Below are 17,789 nucleotides of genomic sequence, written 5' to 3' on the forward strand. Positions count from 1 at the left end.
TTTCGCACCATGCGGTGCAAAATGTTATCCGGTATTAGCCCCGGTTTCCCGGAGTTATCCCAGTCTTATAGGCAGGTTACCCACGTGTTACTCACCCGTCCGCCGCTAACTTCTTAAGAGCAAGCTCTTAATCGGTTCGCTCGACTTGCATGTATTAGGCACGCCGCCAGCGTTCATCCTGAGCCAGGATCAAACTCTCCAATAAAGTTTGTCTAGCATCATAAATAAAAATTGACGTTTCACGTTGTTTGTTTCGTTCAGTTTTCAAAGAACTTATCCGCCGCTCAATTGCGACTTCCTCATGTTAACATCTTTGTTTTTCGATGTCAACACTGTTTTTTACTTCTTTTTTCATCTCGCTTTCTGCTCTTGTGCAGCAGCGACGTTTATTAATATAGCATGCTCCTTATAGATGGTCAACACTTTTTATAAAAAATTTCACATCCTAATTCAACCCTCAAACACCTTTAATCATCCAAAAATTCAGAAATTTGTGTTATATTATATTTATAACTACTCAGCCATACATTTCATTTAGAAATTTGGTAAAGGGTACGATTCAAGTGAAAATACGCCCCTTATTACCTATAGAAGAAAGTTATTTTCATCTTAATCATATAGATTGCTGCCATGAAGATACAAATGGCAATGCACCTTGTTGCATTTCTTTTTTTAAAACTTTGCGCGTGGCAGGAAAAGGCACTGACCGCTCCCATACATAGCCAGTCCCTCTTGACCATTTAAAAAATGCTTTGTTTCTTTTTTTCATAGAGCGCCTGAGTAGTTACTTATAACTTATAGGAAGGTGAAATGGATGAGCATTAAATACTCAAATAAAATCAATAAGATTAGAACTTTTGCATTAAGTTTAGTATTTATTGGGCTTTTCATTGCATACTTAGGGGTTTTTTTCCGAGAAAACATTCTTGTTATGACAATTTTTATGATGGTCGGTTTTTTCGCTGTCATCGCTAGTACTGTTGTTTATTTTTGGATTGGTATGCTATCAACAAAAACCGTTCAAGTTGTTTGTCCATCTTGTAACAAACCAACAAAAATACTTGGACGAGTTGATGCTTGTATGCATTGTAACCAACCACTCACACTTGATCGAAAGTTAGAAGGAAAAGAATTCGATGAAAAATACAATCGAAAAGGTTACAAAATGTAACGGGAAGCCTACATTTACTTTCTATAATGCTTTGTTAAATGATAATGTTGATATCTAAGGAAAAGGATTGATTCAGCCCTTTGCTGATTTCTACTTCAACTAACCAATACTTTAGTTGAAGTATCCTTTTCATTCATTATCCCATTTAGTAATTGCATAATGGACTTCTTTTGGATTGGGATCATGTTCCAAATATCCTCCATAGCGAGAAACTAGAACACCATAGCTCAAATCTTGACTAATAATCCATGTATCATCATTGTTAATACATTGCCATAGAATACTAAAGTTCTTTATTGCCCATTTTCCGTTAACAAGAAATATCGGACTGTCATCTATCCCCAAAAATAAATAAACTAATCTTGCTTCAATATCTATCCCTTCCACATAATGAATAACCTCTTGTTCCCAACTAAATTCCTTTCTGAAATTACTATAATTAATTACAAAATCCCATTTATGTAATTCAAAGTTCCATTTCTCGTGGACCTTATTAAGGATTGTTTCTAATTTCGGAGATGTAATTACATCACTTTTTTCTATAACAGTTGACATATCTTTGGTTAGTAAACTCATTAATTTATATCTCTGGCTCTTTTGTTTAGCTATTTTTATCTTTTGTTTTAAACGCGCCTTTCGTTCATCCATAATCGCACCCCGTTACTGTTAATCGCATTCTTCTTTCATTTAAAATAAGAATACGATTAATTTTTTTATTGTATTAAACTACACTGTTAGTTTAACAAAAAATCAACAGCGGTCTTTAACAGAGCCTTCTATAAAAAAAAGAGCCGACTTAAAGCGTCAGCTCCTTAACCAATCTTATTACTTATTACTTATTACAGTCCTGACAAGCACCGTAAATTTCTAAACGGTGACTATTGATTACAAAACCCGTTGCTTTTGCGGCTTCGTTCTCAATCTCCTCTAAACCTGCATACGGAAAATCAACAATCTTACCACATTTTTCACAAATAACGTGATAATGCTGACTTGTAACGTAATCAAATCTGCTAGAGGAATCACCATAGGTAAGCTCTTTTACAAGCCCTACTTCTTTAAATACGCGTAAGTTATTATAAACTGTCGCAACACTCATATTTGGAAACTTACCTTCTAATGCTTTATAAATCTCGTCCGCTGTTGGATGCATCATAGATTCCACAAGGTACTCTAAAATAGCATGACGCTGTGGAGTAATGCGTACACCCGTATCTTTCAACATTTCCAGCGCTTCTTTTAATTCTTCTTTGACCACCGTCATGCACCCCGACTCTATACGGATTATTATTTTATAATTCTTATAAAGAGTGTACTCCTTTTCCTTCCACTCGTCAACATTTCTACTATAACTATGTATTTTATCCTTAAACTTATTTCAAATTTAATAAACGGTGTAAACATAGTTAATGTGGGCGCCAGCAGTAGCCACCTCCCACTTCAAAGATATACAAAAGGCAAAGAGAATAACTCCCTTCACCAAATAAAGTTTCACTTTATTTTATTGTTAGATGATCCTGCTTCTTTTTATACATTTACATAAAAAAAGTGCGAGAAAAACTCGCACATGAAAAACTATCATCTGAGGAGGTATGCCCTACACTGTTAGCATATGAAAAATCCCCTAAAAGTGTATAGTCATATGTCTTGTAATATTTGACTTATTATTTTATTTTACGCAAAATAACACTTACTAATAATAAAGGAATTACAGGCTTATCATTGTAAATTTTCTTTAACAAATTCCAACGCTTCTTCTACATGCCCCTTAACTTTAACTTTTCTCCATTCCTTCACTAATTGTCCTTCTTTATCAACTATAAATGTCGATCTTTCAATTCCCATGTACTCTTTTCCAAAGTTTTTCTTAAGCTTCCAAACATCATACATTTCTGCAACTGTATGATCTTCATCAGCTAACAGTAAAAATGGCAAATTATATTTTTCTATAAATTTTTCGTGTCGCTGTAAAGAGTCTGTACTTATCCCTAAAATTACACACTCTAACCCTCCAAAGGCTACATGATGATCACGAAAATCGCACGCCTCAGTCGTACACCCTGGTGTCATATCTTTCGGATAAAAATAAATTACAACGTGTTTCCCTCGAAAATCAGATAATTTCACTTGTTCTCCGTTACTTGCTTCTAGTGTGAAATCCGGTGCCATTTGCCCTACTGCAACCATGTAAAATCACTCCTTCTCTTTTGCTTCCACTATATCAAATATCCTATCATTTTTCATTTCCCATAACTGTCCGCACCACAAATGCAAATGGCATTGTATATCCAATTAGCGCTTCTACAATTGCAATCCAACGGCCAATTCCAATAGGTGTTACATCACCATATCCAACTGATAACAATGTAATTGCACTAAAATATAAACATATTTCTACAAGTGCAAACGAGTGATCCATCACTAATTTCCCGTCTTCTTTTAATACTGAAAATCCATTTTCCTCCAGAACAACATAACTAAGCGCAAATGCAATTAGTACCGTTGTATAAATAAGAAATAACGAAATCAAATTATACAAAGAGAAAAAACGGTTTGATTCTCCTGCCGAACTCCATAGCAATTGTATACTTCGTAATACAGCAATCGCAGCAATCAATAATATAATCACCCACAACATGTCCTCCACCTCATTTTATTTCTATGAGGACAAAAGGTGATTTATCCCGCATTAACGGGCAATAATACTCCCACCTCAAAATTTAGCGAAAGCAAAGAAGATAAGCGGGAGATAAACTGCCCGTAAAAGCCCGATTGGTTCAACTAATAATCAGTGGGGGTTGAAGAACCCCCACACTGATTAAAGTTTCACTTTATCCCATATGAACCCTCTTAGTCTAAAGATATAGATTAATTTCCAGCACCGCGATATCGCTTTACTCCTAAATTCCAAGTGAAAAACCCGATTGAAAAACAAATAATCCCAACGACCGGTGTTACAAATGCATAGGAGTTCCATTCTGTTTTTCCTAGAAAGTAAGATGCCGGATACACACCAACAAAAGCAAACGGTAATACAAATGTTAAAACAAAACGAATAACACGATTATAAATATTAACAGGATAACGTCCGTAATTTCCGATGTTATACATGAGCGGCATAATAGAGCTTCTTGCATCTGACCAAAAGCCAATGCTTGCAAGCGTTACGAAAATCCCACCATACACGAGTGCACCGCCTAGTACCATCAATATAAATAGAAAGAAATCATACCAATGAAATGTTAATTGAAGCTGCAGTGCAGCATATCCCATTACCCCAAAACCGGTTATTGCACCAAGAAGCGATTCCAATTCCATTCGTTCTAAGATTACTTGAAACAAACTATGAATAGGACGTGTTAAAATTCGGTCCATTTCACCTTTTACAATATAACGATCATTAAAATCCCATATATTAAAGAACGAAGAGAAAATCGCAAACGGAACCAAGAAAAACCCATAAATAAAGATAACCTCTTCCCTGTTCCATCCTTTTAACGCTTGCGTATGTCCAAATACAACAAGAATAAAAATTAAGTTTACTGCTTGTAACAATAAATCAGATAGCAAACCAACAATAAAATCCCCGCGATATTCTAGCTTCGTTTTTATATATTGACTTGCATATTGTAAAAACAACTTAAAATATAACATGATCTCATCATCCCCCTTGCACAATCAGCCGTTTTCGCGCTGTTTTCCACATCATAACAATTGGAATAATGAGCAGCACTGCCCATATGATTTGAAATAATAAAGCTTTATAAATCGCCTCACCTTGTATTCCTTCCGAGAAAATCATACTAGGAATATAACTAATCGCTTGAAACGGCAAAAACGTCATTACTTTTTGCGCCCATAACGGATAGAAACTGATCGGAAGTAATAATCCTGAAAACAAGTCAATAACAACACGTTTTGCATACATAATTCCATTATTATTAAATAAGAAAAACGTTAACATTCCTGTCATTAAATTAATTTGTGTATTAATGATAAAACTAAATAATAATGATAGGAAAAAGTACAACCACGTTTGGAAATTTGTTGTAATTTGCAGCGAGAATAACAGTGTAACGATGACCATACCCGGGATAGAGAAGAAAGCAAACCGGAAAATTCCTTCTCCTAATCCTTGCATTACTTTCATACCTAAATAGTTATAGGGACGAATTAACTCAACCGCAACCCGTCCTTCTTTAATTTCCATCGCAATCTCCCGGTCAATATTATTAAAATAAAACGCACGGGCCATCCAGGCAATTGCAATGTATGTTGTCATTTGTGTAACGGATAAACTTTCGATATTTTCTTTTCCACTATAAATGGCTTGCCATAAAAAGTAATATGCTCCGATATTAATTGTATAAATGATAATACCGCTATAATAATTTGTTCGATACGCAAGCATCATTAAAAAACGAACACGAATCATTTCAATATACTTACCCATGAATCATGCCCTCTTCATAAATATTACGAATAATTTCTTCTGTAGATACTTCATTAATTCTTAAGTCTTTAATTGCAAAAGATTGGACAACTTTTGAGATAAGAGTTGAAATCATAACTTCTTCATTTGGGATCTTAGCAATCCATGTATGTTGTTCTTTGCCTTGCGACCAAACTACATCATTATCAGGCATTAACATCGCAAGTTGCTGATAAGAAACAGAGGTTACAAATTGAAAATGAATTTCTTTTTCTGCTCCCCATTGCGCGCGAAGCTTGTCTAAAGATCCGTCATACATTATTTTTCCTTCATCTAACATGACAACACGATCACAAAGCGCTTCAATGTCTGTAATGTCATGCGTCGTTAGTAAAATGGTTGTTTTATAACGTTCATTCATTTCTTTTAGAAAGTCACGAATTTTTAATTTAACGAGAACATCAAGACCGATTGTCGGTTCATCTAAAAACAATAGCGGTGGATTATGAATTAAAGCTGCCGCTAATTCACAGCGCATCCGTTGTCCGAGCGATAACTTCCGAACGGGCTTATCCAATAACGGACCAATATCCAACGTTTCAATCACATGTTCCATATGTTCTTTATACTCTGCATCAGATACACCATATACTTTTTTTAACAAACGAAATGATTCTTGCACGGCAATATCCCACCAAAGCTGCGAGCGTTGACCAAACACAACACCAATTGTTTTCACAAATTCTTCCCTTTGTTTGTGAGGATTCATGCCATTCACAGTAATTTGTCCAGCAGTCGGTGTCAAAATACCTGTTAGCATTTTAATAGTAGTGGATTTACCAGCACCATTTTCTCCAATATATCCAACCATCTCTCCTTGCTTTACAGTAAACGAAATATCATTTACTGCTGGGACAATTTTATAATTACGATTTAATAAATCTCGAAACGCTCCTTTTAATCCTGAGCGGCTTGAATACGATATAAATTCTTTTCGTAAATCTTGTACTTCAATAACCGTCTCCATGACTATTCTCCCTTCTATCTTCCACCCTAGTAAACAATATCTTTCCTTGTTATACACCCAACTATATATTTTTCGACATATAAAGTGAAACTTTAATCAGCGGGGGGGCTTTATCCCCCACTCGCTTACTTCCTTTGTTTGAAACCTGGCATGTGGCAGGAAATGACCCTGACCTATTCTATGCACGGCCAGATGCTCTCGTCCCCCCTTAAAAGAAAGGGGTTTTCATGTCGTTTTTTTACTATATATAATTATCAATACGATAGTGGAAGTTTCAATTTAACACAACGAATAGTTTACCCAACAGCAGCAACTTGTACAAACAATACGCCTTTTCCAAAAACGTGTTAAAATAATACATAGATCTTTTTAAGGAGATGAATTTTCATGAAGTTCACAAAGTCAGAAGAACTACATAAAGAGGCTTTAGAACATATCGTTGGTGGTGTAAACAGTCCTTCTCGCTCTTATAAAGCAGTTGGCGGCGGTTCACCAGTTGTAATGGAACGCGGTAAAGGTGCTTACTTTTGGGACGTGGACGGCAACAAATATATCGATTATTTAGCAGCATACGGGCCGATTATTACAGGTCATGCTCATCCGCATGTAACAGAAGCGATTAAAATCGCTGCCGAAAATGGTGTGTTATACGGAACACCAACAGCATTAGAAGTAAAGTTTGCAAAAATGCTGAAAGAAGCTATACCTGCGATGGATAAAGTACGTTTTGTAAACTCAGGGACAGAATCTGTTATGACAACAATCCGCGTTGCTCGCGCTTATACAGGACGCACAAAAATTATGAAATTTGCGGGTTGTTACCATGGACATTCTGATTTAGTGCTTGTAGCAGCAGGCTCTGGTCCTTCTACACTTGGTACTCCTGATTCTGCTGGTGTACCGCAAAGTATTGCACAAGAAGTAATTACAGTTCCTTTTAATAATGTAGATACATTAAAAGAAGCTTTAGATAAATGGGGAGATGAAGTTGCCGCGATTCTTGTAGAACCAATCGTTGGAAACTTCGGCATTGTTGAACCAAAACCAGGATTCCTTGAAAAAGTAAATGAACTTGTTCATGCAGCAGGTGCATTAGTTATTTATGATGAGGTTATTACAGCTTTCCGCTTTATGTATGGCGGCGCTCAAGATTTACTTGGAGTAACACCAGACTTAACGGCACTTGGCAAAATAATCGGCGGTGGTCTTCCAATCGGTGCTTACGGTGGAAAAAAAGAAATTATGGAGCAAGTTGCACCACTTGGTCCTGCTTATCAAGCGGGTACAATGGCTGGAAACCCAGCTTCTATGTCTGCTGGTATCGCATGCTTAGAGGTACTTAAGCATGAAGGTGTATATGAAAAACTAGATGAACTTGGAGCAATGCTTGAAAAAGGTATTCTAGAACAAGCTGCTACACATAATATCGATATTACAGTTAATCGTCTAAAAGGTGCTTTAACAGTATACTTTACAAAAGATAAGATCGAAGACTACGATGCTGCACAAAATACAGATGGTGAAACGTTTGGTAAGTTCTTTAAACTAATGCTTCATGAAGGAATTAACTTAGCACCCTCTAAATATGAGGCATGGTTCTTAACTACAGAACATACAAAAGAAGACATTGAGTACACAATTGAAGCCGTTGGCAGAGCATTTGCTGCTTTAAAATAAAATTCACTATCCCTTTAATAGGAATAAAATAAAAAAACAGAGTCAATCTCTGTTTTTTTATTTTTGCTATTTCACAAATTACATATCAATAGTATAATTATTCATAATTATCTGTTTTTAACCTTAGATAGCAATTTATGATTTCAAATATTAGGTGTCGTACACCTTTAATATTTTGATTATTCTAAATTTACAAAGAGGGGGATTGGCGAATGCCGGGTACGACAAATAAATGGACACCATCTTTATTTAAAAATTATGCAAATGCAGAACACGATGCATGTGGAATCGTTTCCGTAATGGAAAAACAAAATATTCCAACGAAAGAAAACATCGACCTTTGTATACAATCTCTTGTAAAAATGAATCACCGTGCTGGATTTATTAATAACGAAGGCGATGGAATCGGAATTCATATTGATCTTCCTAAAGCACTTTGGGAAGAAAAATTAACTAAATCTGGTTATAATCCAACATTAGTGAACCATCCTCACTTTATTGTGGGACATTTTTTTCTACATCAAAAACAAGATACACACGCCTTACAAAATGATATCCGTTCCTTACTACAAAAAGAAAATCTAACGATTATATTTGAAACTAGCGCTGTAACTAACTCTGCAGCCCTTGGACCTCTCGGCAAACAAGAAGAACCGCTATTTTGGCAAATTGCCGTTATTCCGGAAAATCAACACAAAAAGGTTGATCAATTATTATTCTCACTAACGATAGAAATTGAAAAAAATGAATCAATTCATGTTGCGTCATTCAGTCCGGATTATGTTGTTTATAAGGTGCTCGGAGCTGGCGATACACTTGTATCATACTATGATGACCTGCGTCACCCACTTATTGCATCTACAATGACTCTTGGACATAACCGTTATTCTACTAATACATTATCTAATTTTTTTCGCGTTCAACCATTTAGCATCCTTGGACATAATGGAGAAATTAACACGATCGCTAAGCTGCGTGATCAGGCTGAAATGATTGATGTGCCACTTACAATTAGAGGCAGTGACTCTCAAGACTTAAACCGTACGCTAGAAACACTTCTTATCCATTACAACTATAGTTTATTCGAAGCAATGGATATATTATTTCCGCCAATTATTAATGAAATTAAATTATACAAGCCGCATATGCAAGACTTATATACGTATATAAGTGAAGCATGGGGACATTTTGCGCAAGGACCGGCTGGAATTATTTCACGACATAAAGATGAGGCGGTTTTTAGCGTAGACTCCCTTGGTTTGCGCCCCGTTTGGAAAGTAGAAACAGAAAGCTCTTATATTTTTTCTTCTGAACCAGGTGTTATTTCTCCAGCTGAATATGTCGCAGAACCAAAGTCACTTGCTCCAGGGGAAAAAATAGGACTGAAGCGAAACGCGCATGGCGATCTTATTTTATATGAATACGATGCATACCAAAACGAAGTATATGCACGTATGAAGCAACGAATTGAATGTATCGACTATCGCTATCATCTACATGTTCCGCCAACAGATGAATTAGATAACCTTGTTTCAATTACAGAAGTAAAAACAGAGCAATACGCGGCTTTTGGCTGGGACCGCGAACATATTCAGCTTCTCGAACAAATGGCTGAAAAAGGCGCTGAACCAATTCGTTCCCTCGGGCATGATGCCCCTCTTGCAGCACTCGATGCAGGAAGACGAAATATTGCTGATTTTATAAAGGAAAGCGTCGCTGTTGTAACAAATCCTGCAATCGATCGCGACCGAGAAGTAGAGCACTTTTCTACACGTACAATTGTAGGGAAAAGGCCAAATCTGCACGCAGCAAACGAACAACCATTTATTGTAGAGCTTCCAAGCCCAGTTGTCTTAGAAGGAGCATCCGGACAACAAACTGCCGGGCAGCTAGACACAGTATCTTATGAACAACTCATCCGTATGTTTGCTCTGCACAGCACTGTTTATAAATTATCCGGAACATTTACAGAGGATGAAACTTTAGATGCCGCACTTAATCGACTCGGAAACGAAGCTGTATTAGCAATAAAAAAAGGTACATCGCTTCTGATCATTGATGATGCAAACGCTCATCAAAACAGCCAATTATGGATTGATCCACACTTACTTACAGCAAAAATTCATAAAGAGCTCGTGAAGCATAAACTCCGCCGTGATTGTGCAATTGTCGTACGTTCCGCAGCGCTTCGTTCCCTGCACGACATTGTAACTTTATATGGTTTAGGAGCAGATGTTATCAATCCATACCTTACATTTGCAACAGTAAATGATGGAACAGAAACGCCTCTTCTCAATTTATACAACGCATTGAATAAAGGAATTGAAAAAGTGATTTCAACACTTGGAATTCATGAATTACGCGGCTATGGTTGCCTCTTCTCTTCCATCGGTCTACATGAAGAAATTGCACAGCTATTGGATATTACAAATTTCCTTGGATCCGGTGCGTTGGCTTTTTCGCTAGAAACACTAGCAGAAGATGCAAAAGTCCGGGCAATCGATTATACAAATGAAAAAACAAACATACGAAAAACGTTTCATCTATTCCCACGCATTTGGAAAGCGATTGGAGATATTTCCAAAGGAAATGCATACGATGACTACCGTGAAAAGCTGGATGAATTAGAAGAAAAAAATCCAACAGCAATTCGTCACCTTATAAAAATAAAAGAAACAAATCATAAAACGCCGATTGAAAAAGTTTCAATTGCAGTAAAAAATCATAGTCTACCATTTATTATTAGTTCGATGTCATTTGGCTCACAAAATGAAATTGCCTTTCGTGCTTATGCCGAGGCTGCTGACCGATTAAATATGATTAGTTTAAACGGTGAAGGCGGCGAAATTAAAGATATGATTGGTAAATATCCACATACACGTGGACAACAAATCGCATCAGGACGTTTTGGTGTCAACGCTGAGCTCCTTAATTCATCTCATTTAATTGAAATTAAAATTGGGCAAGGAGCAAAACCAGGAGAAGGCGGACATTTACCAGGTTCAAAAGTAACAGCAAAAATTGCAGAAGCGCGAAATGCAACAATTGGTTCGGATTTAATCTCTCCTTCCAATAACCATGACATTTATTCAATTGAAGATTTGGCACAAATCATTACAGAAATTAAAACTGCCAATCAACACGCGAAAGTAGCTGTTAAAGTTCCCGTTGTCCCTAATATTGGAACCATTGTCGTAGGCATCGCCAAAGCTGGTGCTGACTTTATTAACATTAGCGGTTTCGATGGCGGGACAGGTGCCGCACGTATTCATGCCCTACAACACGTTGGTCTTCCTGTTGAAATTGGTGTAAAAGCTGCTCATAACGCCCTGCTAGAAGCAGAAATGAGAGGGCGTGTAGAAATTTGGGCTGACGGCGGCATCCGCAGTGCTGCAGATGCATTAAAAATTATGCTTCTTGGCGCAAACCGAATTGGCTTCGGTACACTTTCCATGATTGCGATCGGTTGTACGACATGTCGCGGCTGCCATTTAGATACATGTCATGTCGGGATTGCAACGCAAATTGAGTCAGAAGCACAAGCGAAAGAACATGGCCTGCGCCGCTTTGTACCGCGAAATTTCGAAAGTGCTGTACAAGGACTGCTACATTTATTCAAAGCCTTTGGAACAGAATTAAAACGATTAACAGGACTGCTTGGTCATAGCAACTTACAAGAAATTGTCGGTCGTTCCGATTTATTGGAGCAAACACATGGTCAGCATTTACTAAATTTACATTACCTATTACAACCATTAGAAAATGTAACATACAATGCCTTGCAAACAATGCCGCATCAAGAATGTAACAAGATCCATTATTCCATTACATCAAAAGAACTTATTCATGTTGGCGTCGATCAACGTGTAATGGGCGGTATGGAATCTTGTTACCGTATTCGCAGTAAACTATATGAAAATCATGTATTAGAACCAATCACATTAAAATACACAAATGGGTCTGTTCCCGGAAATGGCCTAGGCGCCTATAATAGTGAAAATCTCTTCATTCACGTCAACGGTGGCGCACAAGACGGCATTGGAAAAACAGCTTTTGGCGGTGGTATTTACATTACAAAAACAAAAGGAAAAGATGGTAAATATTATAACGGTTCTGTTGGAAAAGGATTCGGATACGGAGCACAAAAAGGAGCATTATATGTACAGGGAAATGCTGACGCTAGAGCAGGGATTCGTCTATCAGGGGCTGATATGATTATTGGCGGAAGAATGACAAAACCACTTCCGAAAGAAGAGCATGGAAATATCGGTGTGCACGCTAATATAAAAGGATTTGCTTTTGAATATATGACAAACGGCCGCGCACTCGTCCTCGGTGACCCTGGCCCGTGGATTTGTGCCGGAATGACAGGCGGAGTTGTCTACTTACGTCACCTTCCTGATTTGGGATTAACAGAACAATCATTAAGACGACGAATTGCAAAAGGAGCGAATGTTACGATTCGTCCACTCAGCAAAATAGGAGAATCTGATGTAAAAGAGCTATTATTAGACTATCTTCGTATATTAAATGAACATGAACAATACGAAGAAATCGCTCTTCTCTCACCTTTGTTAACAAATCTAAATTCTCATTTCTACGAAGTAATTCCAACAAAAGAGCAAGCCGATCCATCTGTTTCAACAGAGTAAAGTAAAAAAATAACAGCTTTCTCATTGACGACTTTTGATTCTCATAGTACTCTATAACAAATCAAAAACCTGCTGAAATTCAGCAGGTTTTTTCATTAAAATACTACTTGCTAACATAAGTTAATGAATGTATAGTATCATATTGTACATTCATTCTGACAAGAAAGAAAGGATTAAAAAAAAGTATGAAACTTGGTGCTCGCGTTTTAAAAACGGGTATTGCCATTACACTTGCTTTATTTACATGTTTGCTGCTTGGATTACCGAGCCCTGTATTTGCGGGAATCTCAGCAATTTTTGCTGTACAGCCTTCTGTGTACCGCTCATATTTAACAGCTCTAGAACAAATTCAAGCAAATGTGATGGGGGCAATTTTTGCCATTGTCTTTGTGTTTGCCTTCGGAAGTAATCCTTTTATTATTGGATTAACGTGTGTATTAGTTATTGCACTTGCTTTAAAATTACAACTAGAAAATACAATTTCCATTGCACTCGTAACTGTTATTGCCATTATGGAATATCAAGGAGCAAATTTCTTTGATTTTGCCCTATTACGATTTGCAACAATTATGGTTGGGATTATTGCGGCATCTCTCGTAAACTTAGTATTTATGCCGCCAAAATACGAAACAAAGCTCTATCATAAAATCGTGGATAATACAGAAGAAATTGTAAAATGGATTCGAATGAGCAGTAGACAAGCATCTGATTTCACAACATTGAAAACAGATATTGACCGTATGAAAGAAAAAATGATTCGTCTAAATCATTACTATCTGCTGTATAAAGAAGAAAGAAGTTATACAAAAAAAATACAAGTTGCTAAAATTCGTAAACTAGTTCTATTTAGACAAATGTTAGCAACAACAAGTCGTGCTTTAAGTACATTAAAAGCACTGCATCGAACAGAGAACGAGTTACGATATATGCCAGAATCATTTCAAGAATCGATTCAAAATGAGCTGGATTCATTAACTCATTATCATGAGCAAGTATTACTGAAATTTATCGGAAAAGCAAAGAAACAACAATCTGTTGAAATTCTTGACGAAGTTTCTATTGGTAAACAACAACTAATTGATATATTTATGAACTATCAAAATAAAGATGATGAAGAAAGCTATCGAATATGGCTTCACCTGTTCCCTCTCGTTTCAGCTATTATTAATTACAGCGAAGAAGTAGAACATCTAGACTTACTTGTAGACAGTTTCTATACGTATCACAATCCAGAACATGAACTACAAATTCACGAAAAACAAGAAGATGAATGAAAAAACGACCCTTTCCTAATTACGAAGGGGTCGTTTCTTTTATATGTTGAATTTGATATAAATTGTAATAATAACCGCGCTTTTGCATTAATTGCTGATGAGAACCCTGTTCTTTTATCTCACCATCTTCTAAATAAATAATGGTATCCACATGTGTAATTGTTGATAATCGATGTGCAATAATAATTGTAGTTCGATCAGCAGCTAACGTTTGCAGCGCTTCTTGAATATAACGTTCATTTTCTAAATCTAGCGCAGATGTAGCTTCGTCTAAAATAAGCAGTGACGGATTTTTTAAAAATACACGTGCAATTGCGATGCGCTGCCTTTGCCCACCAGACAACTTCACACCTCTTTCTCCGACCACGGTTTCATATCGATCCGGCAAACTCATAATAAAATCATGAATATGTGCAGCTTTAGCCGCTTCTACTACCTCTTCTTCTGTCGCCTCAGGTCTTCCATATAAAATATTCGCTCTAATTGTATCGCTAAATAAAATGTTATCTTGCAAAACAAGACCAATATGACTTCGTAAATTCCGCACATTGTAACTTCTAACATCTACCTTATCTACATAAATTGCTCCTTTAGAAACGTCGTAAAACCGCGGAATTAAACTTGCAAGCGAAGATTTTCCACCCCCGCTTAAACCGACAAGTGCTACTTTTTCACCTGGTGAAATAGCTAACGAAATATTTCGGAGTACATCTTGTTCATGTTCATTATAACGAAATGAAACATTTTCAAATATAACCTCACCTCGAAGCGACTTCTTTGTAATCGCATCCGGACGATCTACAATATCATACTCTTCATCTAGTAATTCAAAAACACGGTCCATAGAGGCAAAAGCTTGTGTAAGCGTCGTCGAAGAGTTCACAAGGCGACGCAACGGACTATATAAACTATCCATATATCCAACAAAAGCTACCATTGTACCGAGCGTTAACGATCCATGAATGACTTCATAGGCAGAAAATGCGATTACAATTAAAGGTCCCAGATCCGTTAACGTGTTTACAGTAGAAAATGTCCTTGCTGTCCAACTCGTATGTGCTATCGCCTTCGTTAAGAAGTTGCTGTTCTTCTCTTGAAATTTCTCTTTTTCATACTCCTCTAAAGCAAAGCTCCGCGTTACTGGCATACCTTGAATACGCTCGTGTAAATATCCTTGCATCGTCGCTAACGCTTGTGAACGCTCACGTGTTAATGTTCGAAGACGACTGAAAAAATATTTGACTGCAACTACATAAACGGGCAATACGAGTAAGGAAACAAGCGTTAATTTCACATTCATCGAAAACATAACCGCAATTGCAATAAAAATCGTTGCTGTATCAAGCCACACATTCATTAATCCCGTAATAACGAAGTCTTTCGTCTGCTCAACATCATTGATTACACGAGAAATAATTTCACCGGTCTTCGTATTGGAATAATAACGTAAACTTAATCTTTGTAAGTGCGCGAAAATATACTTTCTCAAATCATACAACACTGCATTTCCAATATGCTGTGCAAAGTATTGACGATAATATTCAATCGGAGGACGTAATACCGCAAAAATAAACAATGCAATCCCAATAGCCACAAATAATTGAGATGTTTTCTGTTCTATTGAACTTCCGCCTTGAATAATATCATCAATAATATACTTTAATAGCCACGGCATAATAAGCGGAATACCAAATTTAATGAGACCTATTATAATCGTAATTGTAATGAGCCACCGATATGGCTTTACAAATTGGAGATACCGTTTTATTCCTTTCATACCACTCCCCCCATCATGTTAAAAGGACAAAACCTGCTGGATGCCCTAGCAGGTTTTTCTTTAATCTCTATACATTAAATATCGTTCATACCACATATCAATAAAATCAGGAGCAAACGGACCCTTTCGTTGATGAATCCATTGCGTTAAATATTCAACATTTCGTTTTAGAATCGTGTCAATGACAGCTGGATAATTCATAAGCTCACGATGTTTTTCGTACTCATCTTCATCCAACAATGTATACGTCATATCAGGATACACTTTAATATCTAAATCATAGTCAATATATTTTAATGCTTCATAGTCATAGGCAAATGGCGAACTTAAATTACAATAGTAGTACACACCTTCCTGCCTTAACATCCCAATAATATTAAACCAATAATTTGAATGAAAATAACAAACAGCTGGTTCACGAGTAATCCACGTTCGTCCATCAGATTCTGTTACGACCGTGCGATCATTTGCCCCAATAACCAAACTTTGCGTCCCTTTTAAAACTGTTGTCTCTTCCCACATTCTATGAATGGAACCATTATGTTTATAACTATGTATTTGTATTTTTTCTCCTTCTTTGGGAAACCCCATACTTTCTCCCTTCTTTCGCCGTGAATGCTCTTCTAAAGTTGTTATTTGTGATACCGTTCGTTTTTTGCTTCTTTTTCAAACATATTGAGCCGAATTCACTTTTCTTTTTATTATAACGGTTCTGTCGAAATTTTAAAACAAAAGAGCCGATTCATGAAATCGTCTCTTAGTTCGAAAGCATCTTCTCATTTTCAAAAGAATAAATCACCGCTGCTGTTTGTTGCTCAAATTTCAACTGTAAACCTTTTAATGCTTTTTCTGTTTTTTGAATTTCTTGGCGAATAAAATGGAGTTCTTTCGCATCTTGCTGATTCCTTTCAAGATGTTGATATTTTTCTAAATGAACTTGTAACTTTAATAATTCATCCATCGTCTGTAATTGTTCTTCAACCAGTTCATCAAACAGTTTCATTCCATCCCCCCCTAAAAATACTATTACATATTTTCGAATAAAGTCGTGCCTTCTCCTTTGACTATATTTGTTGACTTATTAGAAGTTATGTCGGCTCACATAAAGTGAACCTTCCATCAGTGGAGATTTTTTTCATCCCCCACCTATCTTCTTTAGAAAAGCAGAAGCGGCTCGCTCAGAATGTGAGGGGGATGGAGCTTCTGACGTAGAGGTGTTTTTATCCCGTAGGAAGAAGCGAAGCCACCGAACATTCTAGCCACTGGAACTAGACAACACTTCTCTCTAAATCCTGAAGTGGAGGTCTTACTGCCAGTTAATGCGGGAAAGTACAATTATGAAAACATAGCAAACAAAAAAACACTCCCCTTACACTTAGAGGAGTGTTTTTTTGTTATAGATTCGTACTAAGATTTTTTTGCAGCTGATTTTGCGTTTTGTTGTTTTACTGCTTGTACATTTGTTTCAGTTGCAAACTCTGTACCATAGCTAGCACTTGCACTTTGAGCACTAGCGCTAGAAGCTTGTGTTTTCTTAGCTTCTGCTTGTGCGTTTTGTTGTTTTACTGCTTGTACATTTGTTTCAGTTGCAAATTCTGTGCCGTAGCTAGCGCTTTGTTGTTTTGCGCTTTGAATGCTAGCACCAGAAGTTGTTTTACCTAAATTTTTTTGGTTCATCTTTCTCACCTCCACAACAAATAATGTAACCATCCTTGACTGAACCTATCCGTTAAAAACGTGAAAAGAAAAATATTTTTTACGTATACAGATAAAAGCGTT

General features: G+C 36.8%; 15 protein-coding genes and 1 rRNA gene. 4 read left to right on the top strand and 12 right to left on the bottom strand.

All coding sequences use genetic code 11. The features are described 5' to 3' along the window. Positions 1 to 205, bottom strand: a 16S ribosomal RNA gene (locus tag MR076_RS11325); the annotation flags it as partial. Positions 206 to 814: 609 nt separating this feature from the next. On the opposite strand from MR076_RS11325, the gene MR076_RS11330 reads away from it, so the two are divergent. Beyond that, complete coding sequence (locus MR076_RS11330) at positions 815 to 1,171, top strand: YgzB family protein (protein ID WP_242220626.1); 357 nt, start codon at positions 815 to 817, stop codon at positions 1,169 to 1,171. A 129-nt stretch (positions 1,172 to 1,300) separates the two neighbouring features. On the opposite strand, the gene MR076_RS11335 is transcribed toward MR076_RS11330, so the two are convergent. The 7 genes from MR076_RS11335 to MR076_RS11365 form a co-directional block, all read right to left on the bottom strand. Continuing rightward, complete coding sequence (locus MR076_RS11335) at positions 1,301 to 1,819, bottom strand: hypothetical protein (protein ID WP_242220627.1); 519 nt, start codon at positions 1,817 to 1,819, stop codon at positions 1,301 to 1,303. 184 nt (positions 1,820 to 2,003) lie between these two features. Further along, positions 2,004 to 2,429, bottom strand: coding sequence for a peroxide-responsive transcriptional repressor PerR (gene perR / locus MR076_RS11340; protein ID WP_242220628.1), 426 nt, complete (start codon positions 2,427 to 2,429; stop codon positions 2,004 to 2,006). Between the two features lie 461 nt (positions 2,430 to 2,890). Then, complete coding sequence (bcp, locus tag MR076_RS11345; protein ID WP_242220629.1) at positions 2,891 to 3,358, bottom strand: thioredoxin-dependent thiol peroxidase; 468 nt, start codon at positions 3,356 to 3,358, stop codon at positions 2,891 to 2,893. A 46-nt stretch (positions 3,359 to 3,404) separates the two neighbouring features. Then, complete coding sequence (locus MR076_RS11350; protein WP_242220630.1) at positions 3,405 to 3,809, bottom strand: potassium channel family protein; 405 nt, start codon at positions 3,807 to 3,809, stop codon at positions 3,405 to 3,407. Between the two features lie 230 nt (positions 3,810 to 4,039). After that, on the bottom strand, positions 4,040 to 4,825 hold the full coding sequence (locus tag MR076_RS11355; protein WP_242220631.1) for an ABC transporter permease: 786 nt from the start codon (positions 4,823 to 4,825) through the stop codon (positions 4,040 to 4,042). Positions 4,826 to 4,832: 7 nt separating this feature from the next. Continuing rightward, positions 4,833 to 5,624, bottom strand: coding sequence for an ABC transporter permease (locus MR076_RS11360; protein ID WP_242220632.1), 792 nt, complete (start codon positions 5,622 to 5,624; stop codon positions 4,833 to 4,835). Then, entirely contained in the window at positions 5,617 to 6,630 is a 1,014-nt protein-coding gene (locus MR076_RS11365; RefSeq protein ID WP_242220633.1) for an ABC transporter ATP-binding protein, read from the bottom strand. Before MR076_RS11365 ends, MR076_RS11360 begins: the two co-directional genes overlap by 8 nt. 387 nt (positions 6,631 to 7,017) lie before the next feature. Here MR076_RS11365 and MR076_RS11370 point away from each other — a divergent pair, with 387 nt between their 5' ends. The 3 genes from MR076_RS11370 (at position 7,018) to MR076_RS11380 (ending at position 14,233) form a co-directional block, all read left to right on the top strand. Further along, positions 7,018 to 8,307 carry a glutamate-1-semialdehyde 2,1-aminomutase gene (locus MR076_RS11370; RefSeq protein WP_242220634.1) on the top strand — a complete coding sequence of 430 codons (1,290 nt, stop codon included), beginning with the start codon at positions 7,018 to 7,020 and terminating at the stop codon, positions 8,305 to 8,307. Between the two features lie 212 nt (positions 8,308 to 8,519). Beyond that, positions 8,520 to 12,959 (top strand): glutamate synthase-related protein, encoded by a 4,440-nt coding sequence (locus tag MR076_RS11375; RefSeq protein WP_242220635.1) that lies wholly within the window; start codon positions 8,520 to 8,522, stop codon positions 12,957 to 12,959. 185 nt (positions 12,960 to 13,144) lie between these two features. Continuing rightward, positions 13,145 to 14,233, top strand: coding sequence for an aromatic acid exporter family protein (locus tag MR076_RS11380; RefSeq protein ID WP_242220636.1), 1,089 nt, complete (start codon positions 13,145 to 13,147; stop codon positions 14,231 to 14,233). A gap of 19 nt (positions 14,234 to 14,252) precedes the next feature. On the opposite strand, the gene MR076_RS11385 is transcribed toward MR076_RS11380, so the two are convergent. From MR076_RS11385 to MR076_RS11400, 4 genes are all read right to left on the bottom strand, one after another. Further along, the gene (locus MR076_RS11385; protein ID WP_242220637.1) at positions 14,253 to 16,010 is read right to left on the bottom strand and encodes an ABC transporter ATP-binding protein; all 1,758 of its coding nucleotides are present in this window, start codon (positions 16,008 to 16,010) and stop codon (positions 14,253 to 14,255) included. Between the two features lie 60 nt (positions 16,011 to 16,070). Continuing rightward, a complete protein-coding gene (gene ntdP, locus MR076_RS11390; RefSeq protein ID WP_242220638.1) occupies positions 16,071 to 16,601 on the bottom strand; it encodes a nucleoside tri-diphosphate phosphatase in 531 nt (176 codons plus the stop codon). 166 nt (positions 16,602 to 16,767) lie between these two features. Next, positions 16,768 to 17,013, bottom strand: coding sequence for a YgaB family protein (locus MR076_RS11395; RefSeq protein ID WP_242220639.1), 246 nt, complete (start codon positions 17,011 to 17,013; stop codon positions 16,768 to 16,770). Between the two features lie 404 nt (positions 17,014 to 17,417). Next, complete coding sequence (locus MR076_RS11400) at positions 17,418 to 17,702, bottom strand: gamma-type small acid-soluble spore protein (RefSeq protein WP_313897330.1); 285 nt, start codon at positions 17,700 to 17,702, stop codon at positions 17,418 to 17,420. Positions 17,703 to 17,789: the final 87 nt, after the last annotated feature.

This window comes from Bacillus cereus group sp. BfR-BA-01380 (assembly GCF_022663535.1).
Taxonomy (GTDB): domain Bacteria; phylum Bacillota; class Bacilli; order Bacillales; family Bacillaceae_G; genus Bacillus_A; species Bacillus_A cereus_BB.